Origin of the sequence: Okeania sp. SIO2F4 (genome assembly GCF_010672385.1) — a bacterium.
Taxonomy (GTDB): Bacteria; Cyanobacteriota; Cyanobacteriia; order Cyanobacteriales; family Microcoleaceae; genus Trichodesmium.
The window spans coordinates 1-3,528 of the sequence record NZ_JAAHGT010000982.1; the positions used below are offsets into that span (position 1 = coordinate 1).

General features: G+C 34.5%; 4 protein-coding genes. 1 reads left to right on the forward strand and 3 read right to left on the reverse strand.

From position 1 onward, the window contains the following. Window positions 1-582 precede the first annotated feature (582 nt). From F6K22_RS35940 to F6K22_RS35950, 3 genes are all read right to left on the reverse strand, one after another. A complete protein-coding gene (locus F6K22_RS35940) occupies window positions 583-720 on the reverse strand; it encodes a hypothetical protein (RefSeq protein ID WP_293109389.1) in 138 nt (45 codons plus the stop codon). Between the two features lie 119 nt (window positions 721-839). Beyond that, window positions 840-1,565: a winged helix-turn-helix domain-containing protein gene (locus tag F6K22_RS35945; protein WP_293109391.1), complete on the reverse strand. Its 726-nt coding sequence runs from the start codon at window positions 1,563-1,565 to the stop codon at window positions 840-842. 440 nt (window positions 1,566-2,005) lie between these two features. Then, a complete protein-coding gene (locus F6K22_RS35950; protein WP_293109393.1) occupies window positions 2,006-2,593 on the reverse strand; it encodes an acyl carrier protein phosphodiesterase in 588 nt (195 codons plus the stop codon). A gap of 321 nt (window positions 2,594-2,914) precedes the next feature. Here F6K22_RS35950 and F6K22_RS35955 point away from each other — a divergent pair. Then, the coding region (locus F6K22_RS35955; protein ID WP_483244187.1) for a CBS domain-containing protein at window positions 2,915-3,528 on the forward strand (614 nt) is incomplete at its 3' end.

The window sequence follows — 3,528 nt, forward strand, 5'->3', positions numbered from 1 at the left end:
GCGGTGCGACCCCGCGCCCTCCGGGTATCTCTTTCAGAGACGCTCCGCTCACGGCAGTTGCGTGACTGTCGCTTAACCCGCAAGGGCGCACTGCACTCACCGTCTCACGGCGCAAGCGGTCGGAACCAGGCTAGGTCTCCTCGCCATGGGAATGCCGACCAAGAGAGGGAACGCGCACCAAGAGAAAAAGATGATTTACGAACTAAAAAATGGTATTGAAACAATTCCCATGCGACTCCTGACTCCTGACTTCTGACTCCTAAAAATTATCCTAGATCTTTGTAGCAAACATTTATCACGCTTGGTATTAATGAGGACTTACGCACCAGACCATGTATGTAGTTTGAAAAACTATAGCGATACAGTTTTTGCACTCTATATATAGTACCTCTGCGTAAGTCCTGTTAATTATTAATCACAGTGAGAAATGAGGTGTTTCGCTGCACGACATGAAACCTGTAGGGGTGCGTAGCACTATCGCCACTCAGGCAGTTTATCTAAAATCTAAAAACTACAGCGCAATAGTTAAGTTAATTATTAATCACAGTGATATCAAATCCGGTTTATAAAAGCCGATCAAAATTAGTCATAAACTAGCCAATGATAATTAGTTAACTTTTTGACTTCTGATGTCATTTTTTCTAATACTTGGCAACGAGTTACTAAAACTTCTTCTATGTCTTCAATACTTTCAAAATGTTCATTTACGCTTAGGTTCATCTATCAAAGACCATAATCTTTCTGCTGGTTGTAAATAAGAGTGAATAAGGTGGGATAAATTCCACAATTATTCCCTCTGGGACTTTGACTTTTTGAGTGCGATGCCACCCGGCATTATCTTATACTAATAGAACAATTTTTTCTTCGGTTAATTCCACATCTTTACCAAAGGCTTCATAAACCAAACTTAACCATTTATTGTTGACCCTGGGTATTAAATACCATAAAGTTTTTCCAGTTTTCGGTTCCACAAATCCATATACATATAACCATTCATAACGATGTTGTACTATAGCTGTTGGTCTTTCTCCTACAGGATCCCATACTTTTCTGATAATTGGTTTTAACCCTACTCTATGTTCATCAAAAAACCATATTTCTATCTTCTTTGAAGGATACTTTTCTCTTAATTCTTTGACTTTTAATGGTAAATTTTTCTGGAAGTTTTCTTGTGCAATTAAGTCTCCTTTTTTATGTTTTGGTCTCGGTTTCGGCCAAGAATATTTGGACTTTTTTCGGGTTACCCACCCCCTTTGATTCCATACTTTTTCAATTCCTGTAACTTTTTCTATCCATCTAGCAACCTTTGGTCCAGTCCATATTCCTCCATTTGGTGGTCTTTTTTTGAGTTGAACTGTTAATTTCAGCAATTGTTTTTCGTTGAATAAAGGTTCTTTTCCTCTATCATGTTTGACACTTTTTTTCTTCAGATTTCTGATTCCAACTTCAGCCAAATCATTATATTTCTTGAGAATTTTCAAAGAATATTGATAGTTTAATCCAGAGACCGATCGCCGCATTTTTAATTGTTCACTAAGAGCGAAATTCTCCATAACAGATGCCATCACGAGTGCTTCTACAGGATCTTGACAAGTTCTATACTTTTCTTTGAGTTCCTCTGTACTGAAATGAGAGGCGAACCGAAGCTTTTTTAGGCATTTATAATTTTAATTTTGTATTTAGCTTATTATAACCGGATTTGGTATGAGAAGTGAGGCGTTTCGCTGGGCGACATGAAACCCGTAGGGGTGCGTAGCACTATCGCCACCCAGACAGTTTATCTAAAATCTAAAAACTAGAGCGTAATAGTTGAATTAATTATCTATATTTATGAAATAGCTAAAAGCTGACTGCTAATAGCTAAATGTTTACATTGTTATTTTCTCCTGACTCTTGAAAAGCATATCTGAAGACCTTAACTATGCATAACAAATATGTTTAATTCCTGGACAAAAAAGGCTGATTGCTGACTGCTAATAGCTGAATGCTTAGACCAGATTTATTATTACTTATGCAAAGTTTTTACATAATTCATCACTTCTGGAAAGAACATCAAAAAATCTGACTCAATTTCAGGATAATTTTTCATCAGCTCATTAACAGAAGTAGCCAAATTATTTTCTCTCTTCAATCGTTTAGATAAGCGCACAAAGGTTAAGTTAATTCCTGATATATTTTTGTAGGAAACAAGCCAATTCTCAGATATGATTCTCGGCAATATTTTTTTTAACCTCTCAGGTAAAATTTCCTGATTATCTTTCAAAATAACGTAGATTTTTTGCACAAACACATCTAAGTTTTCATTGCAAAATAAATTCCAGTGATTTGCCAGAAAATGGTCGTAACAAATATCAATAATTATTCCTGCTAAACGTCTATGGCTACTGCTAATCCGATTTTTACTTCTCAAATATATTGGATGAGTATCGGTAAAATAATCAACTTGACGATGGGTTTTGATTCCCACGAGAATTTCATGGCTATAAATAGTTTCATATTCTTCTAGATAACCTTTGACAAAGTCACCTAGTAGATTTCCTATTTGTGATTCGGGAGTATTTTTTGCTAAAAGTAAATGAGCTAAATAGTTCATAAATAGATAGTTTGATATTTGATTAAGTGCCTAGAAACAATTACTTGAATATTTGCTCTAGATAAGAAACACTGATGCTTTAGGCAACAGACAATAGGCAACAGGCAACAGGGAAGAAAGATAAAAGTGTACCTCACGCTTACTGATAAACGCTATAAATTCCCTTAGATAATTTATAGAACAATCGATATTTATAGAAGTTAGTCAGAGATAATTATTGACGTTAGAGGCAAATACAATATACAATCAATCAAAATTATGATGATTAAATTCCCTTAGATTTTTCTTCATCTACCTTATAAATTAAGTTGGTTTTGTCAAATGGAAAACACTTTAAAATCTAACTTACCGAAGCTAAATTCTGAATCTACTCTCAGAGAATTGCCACTGATTGACTTTCAAGTAAGTCCAATGACTCCAGTAGAATTAGTGTCATCTCAGTTTAATGAACAACTTGACTTACCTGGAGTTATAGTTGTCTGGGATCAAAAGTTTATTGGCATGGTTTCTCGACGTTACTTTCACGAACAAATGAGTTCTCGTTATGGAAGAGAATTGTTTATTAAACGACCAATTGAATATTTTTTAAAGGCAACTAAATACTATGATAACTGTTTAATATTACCTGCTGAAGAAAAAATTAACTTGGCTATACAAATAGCACTAAATCGTTCTGCAGAAAATCTTTACGATCCAATTGTAGTTCAATTTATCAACAAAAAAAATCCTGATTTTTATATATATTTTCTGCTAAATTTTCAAAGTTTGATCGTCGCCCAATCTCATATACTTAAAGAGGTAAATAATGAGTTATATCGTTACAAAAGCAATGCTAAAAATCATTTACTCCAGCTAAGAAATAAGCTACACAATAAACAAGATAAACTTCAGCAACATACAGAAGCATTACAAATCCAAAAACAAGAAATATTAGC

Excerpts from the sequence above, each read along its gene's own strand:
- F6K22_RS35940 (WP_293109389.1), bottom strand. The coding sequence starts at position 720 with ATGAACCTAAGCGTAAATGAACATTTTGAAAGTATTGAAGACATAGAA.
- F6K22_RS35945 (WP_293109391.1), bottom strand. The coding sequence starts at position 1,565 with ATGGCATCTGTTATGGAGAATTTCGCTCTTAGTGAACAATTAAAAATG.
- F6K22_RS35950 (WP_293109393.1), bottom strand. The coding sequence starts at position 2,593 with ATGAACTATTTAGCTCATTTACTTTTAGCAAAAAATACTCCCGAATCA.